Annotated in this window: 1 protein-coding gene; it reads left to right on the top strand. The window is 55.0% G+C overall.

The window, feature by feature from the left end:
• Positions 1-13: 13 nt before the first annotated feature.
• Positions 14-4,489, top strand: coding sequence for an alpha/beta fold hydrolase (locus tag PKO01S_RS04600; protein WP_127530129.1), 4,476 nt, complete (start codon positions 14-16; stop codon positions 4,487-4,489).
• The last annotated feature ends 38 nt before the right edge of the window (positions 4,490-4,527 follow it).

Below are 4,527 nucleotides of genomic sequence, written 5' to 3'. Positions count from 1 at the left end.
AGGGGAGATAGGGATGACTGCCGCCGAGCGTATGAGTTTTAGCGTCATCGTGCGCAATACGGATTATATCGTAAGGGATCATCAAGTGTTCGGCGTATCCATCATGCCGGGCGTAACGTATATCGATATATTGTTTCGCTATTTAGAGATGAAAGGGTTCCAGCTTGCCGCTTGCGAACTGCGGCATGTACTGTTCGTCGAACCCGTTGTGACGACGCCGTCGACGGACCGCAAGCTTATGTTCGAGCTGGTCCGGAAGGCCGACTACTGGTCGGTGACGGCGGGCAGCCGCGAAGTGAAAGACGGAATCACGGACGAAGCTGGCAGCTTGACCGTTCATTTTGAATGCAAAGTATATGACCGGAAGCCGGAGGCAGCGGAGTATGTGGATACTGCAAGATTGAAAAGAGAGGCGCTGTCCGTGGCCGACATGGATGACGCTTATGCTTACAACCGAATCGCTCAGATTAATCACTATACGTTTATGAAGTCGGAAGGGACGGTTCACCAAGGCGAAGACTTTCTGCTCGCCGAACTGACTCTTAGCCATCTGGCACGCCAATATGTGGATGAATTTCTGCTTCACCCGGCTTTCTTGGACAGCGCTTCGATTGTGCCGGCCTTGTTCTTGAAGAAGAAGCCTGACGGCGGCAAGGCGGAGATGTCGAGCTCCGGGACCGGAAGCTCAACCTTCATCCCGATCTATGTCGATTCGGTTCGGGTGACGGGCAAGCTTGGACCGGTTTGTTATGTGCATGTCCGCGAGAGCCGGGATATGTACAAGCAATCGTCCGACATTGCTTATTTGAACTTGGATCTGTTGAACCAAGAAGGCAAGCTGATCGCCAGATTAACGAAGTTCGGCTGCAAAAACGTCCGTTCTCAGAATCTGATTCAAAAGCTGGAAGGGAATGAGACGTCTGCTGCGGGAGCGAATCCAATCGCTTCCAAGCCGCAAGCCGCGCAAGCCGTTACGGCAACCGTCGCTCCAACTTCTAAGCCTGCGGTTCCTGAACCCGTCAGCACCTCCGGTCCGGCTTCCCGCTTCGGAGGCGCCGGGTGCAAGCTGATCGAGCGGGACTTGCTCCAGTTGCTTGCCGGCATGAACGGCAGCGTGCCGGATTCGATGAATCCGGACACAAGCTTCTATGAGCTAGGACTCGATTCGCGCCAGCTTCTGACCTTCGCCGACCGGCTGGAAGAGAAGCTGGGCAAAGAGTTGTATCCGACGCTTCTGTTCGAATATACGACCGCTGCCAGCTTGGCCGCCTTCTTGTTCGAGCATTATGGAGACGACTATCCGGTCGTCTATTCTGCCACACCTTCGAACGAGCAGGCACGCGATGCCGGCAATATCGAAGCCGACTCCGGTACGAAACAAGCGGTTACGAGTGCCGCAGCATCTGGGGCAGCTGCCCAATTCGGAGCCGAAGGACGTCAATTGATCGAGCGGAGCATCCTAGAGCTTCTGGCTGGCATGAGCAACTGCACGCCGGAAACGATGGACCCGGACGTCAGTTTCTACGAGCTAGGGCTCGATTCGCGTCAACTGCTTACTTTTGCGGATCTTCTGGAAGAGAAGCTTGGCAAGGAACTGTATCCGACGCTTCTGTTCGAATACACGACTGCCAGTGCCTTGTCTGCCTTTCTGTTAGAGGAGTACGGGGACTTATATCCGGTCGTTAAGAAGTCATCGACGCCTATATCGTCATCCAAGTCGCAGATCGAGTTGAAGCCGGTTATGAGGGCGAGCTCTCAACCGAATGAGTCTCTAACGAAAGAACAGCAAATTCGCCGGGATTTGCAGCAGATCATTGCTGGCCTGACGGACAGAGAGACCCAGGAAGTCAATATAGACCTCAGTTTCTATGAGCAGGGAATGGATTCGCGTCAACTGCTGACGTTCGTCGACCGGCTGGAAGCAAAGCTAGGCTTTGAGCTGTATCCGACGCTCATGTTCGAATATACGAATATCGAGGGTCTGGCTGCCTACTTGTTGGAAACGTACGAAGATAGTTATCCGTTTGCCGATGCAGGAGCCCTTCGTTCGACTGCCCCGGCTGCTCCCGCTGCGGAACATGAGTCGGCTCCGCAAATCGTTCCAGCCTTGGCTTCGATTCCGGCAGCAGCTTCGGACAAAGTCAAAGAGGGGCTGCTCTGCTTCGATACGCAGTGGCAGCCGGCACAGCCAGGCTTAAGCGTCGGGTTAGGCCGTAACGTTCTTCTGTTCGAGGACGGAGATCTTTATATGGAGGAAATGGCTCAACAGCTAAGAAGCGAAGGCGTAAAGGTTGTGTCAGTTCGTCCTAGCGCCTTGTTCGAAGGCTCCGGCGACCGGTATGCTATCCGTCCGGAAGCGGCGGACGACTACGAGCAACTGATTGATGCTGTAATTGCTTCGGACATTTTCCCAGATACGGTTATTCACGGCTGGTCAACGGAACGTCAACACACTGCCAGCGAGCAGATGGACGCTGGCGTCCGGTCCGTATTCCGACTCGTGAAGGCGATAGAGCGCCGGCGGGAAGGAAGAAAGCTTCAATTGGTCTACGTGTTCGAAGTCGACCCGATTCTCGGCTGCCCAGCATATGAAGCGGTCGGCGGGTTGCTGAAATCGGTCGGACTGGAAATCCAAGCTATTTCCGTTAAGACGGTTGAGGTGCAATTAAACGGCGGCAAAGCGCCCGAAGGATTGGCGCGTATGCTGATTGACGAAGCAGGTAAACAAAGCCCGGACCAAGTGCACATCCGGCTTGCAGAAGGCGAACGGCTCGTGAAAAGAATCGTATCCATACAAAATGATGTCTCAAGTATGCCAGAGGAGATAAAAGCCAAGGACGGCGGCGTATACGTCATTACCGGCGGTCATGGTGCTCTTGGACGCTTGACGGCTCGATATTGGAGCAAGCAGGCGAAAGTGCAGCTCGTGTTAGTGGGAAGGTCTCCGGTAAGTGAGGAAATTCGTTCGGAGCTGAGCGCAATCGAGCAGAGCGGAAGCAGCGCTGTTTATGTGCAGGGCGATATTTCGAACAAGGAAGGTGCAAGCCGTTTAATCGAAGAGGTGAAGAGCCGGTTTGGGTCGGTCAATGGCGTCATTCATAGCGCCGGTGTCGTAAAGGATAATCTGATCTCCCGCAAAACGGCCGAGGAAGCGGAGCAGGTATGGGCGCCCAAAGTATTCGGCACGCTCTGCCTGGACGAGGCGCTGGGCGATGAGCCGCTTGATTTCTTTATCATTTATTCTTCACTGGCTGCCGTATCGGGCAATGCAGGACAGTCGGATTATGCGTATGGGAACTCGTTCCAAGACAGCTTCAGCGCAGCGCGGGAAGCGCTCAGAAGCAGCGGGCAACGTCATGGCCGGACACTCTCCATCAATTGGCCGTTCTGGGAGGATGGGGGGATGCACATGCCTCCGCGGATGAAAGACTTGATCAGCCAAGCGACCGGCATGCTGCCGCTGCCGACTGATTCGGGGCTGCAGGCTTTGGCGGAATTGCTCCGCATTCCGGGTCATTCGCTCGGCGTTACATACGGCGATGTCGCGAAAATATCCGCGACGCTCGGCGTCACGGGCCGAATGTATAAACCTGTCGCTAGCCGAGCGACAACGTCTGAGTATCCTGTCTTCCTTCACTTGTCGGAGGAAGAGGAGGATGCGACCCGGGTTTACATTAAGCTGCTGGGCAAAAACCGCAGGCTGGCTCAGCGCTATTTGATCCGGACGGAATCGTCAGCGCTTACCGAGGTGATGACGTTCGGGGAAGGGCCGCCATTGCTGCTTATTCCTGCCTTCGGCTATACGGCTCCACAGTGGAACAGCCAGTTGGAGGCATGGTCAAGGCAGCATCGGGTCATCGTCTTCCATCCTCCTGGCAGCGGCTTAAGCTTAGGCGGGGAGGATGTGGCGTACGAAACGGTATGCCGCGGTTTAATAGAAGCGTTGGATGCACTCGGCGTTCAAGAGCCGCTGCCGGTTTTTGCTTCCTCATGGGGCGGCATGGTGGCGATGTCCTTCGCTTCGCTGTATCCGGAACGCGTACAGTCGCTTGTGCTGGCTGGATGCTTCCATTCCGTGTCTCTGGAAGAGTCGACCAGGCTGAAGGAGATGCTGAAAATCGACTTCGATCACAATGGTGCTTCGGATCTGTACGAAGCGGTGTTCCAAACCCAGTATATGAGCAGCGCAGTAGCCAAATATGCGACGGCACAAATGTTCCCGAATGGCATTGCATCGACGGAATCCTACTTGACCGGCATTGAAGTGCCTGTATGCATTATCGCAGGCGAAGAGGATCAAGTATTCAGCAGGTCCCGAACCGAAGAACTGCTGTCTCTGCTGCCGCATGCGAGTCTGCAGCTCATACCGAAGGCGGGGCATTTTCCTCATTGCACAAGCGCTGACACCTTTAACCAGATTGCGATGTCTTTCGTGGAGACGTCCCAGACAACGCCTTCCATGCCGATCGCAGCCGGGCAGAACGGCTGAATGAACGACGGAGGAGATACCCGCATTTAGCTGACGAG

It is taken from the genome of Paenibacillus kobensis NBRC 15729 (genome assembly GCF_004000825.1).
Taxonomy (GTDB): domain Bacteria; phylum Bacillota; class Bacilli; order Paenibacillales; family Paenibacillaceae; genus Paenibacillus_T; species Paenibacillus_T kobensis.
Note: the sequence above shows the minus strand (reverse complement) of the source record. Positions and strands in the feature narration are given on the sequence as shown.

Excerpts from the sequence above, each read along its gene's own strand:
- PKO01S_RS04600 (WP_127530129.1), top strand. The coding sequence starts at position 14 with ATGACTGCCGCCGAGCGTATGAGTTTTAGCGTCATCGTGCGCAATACG.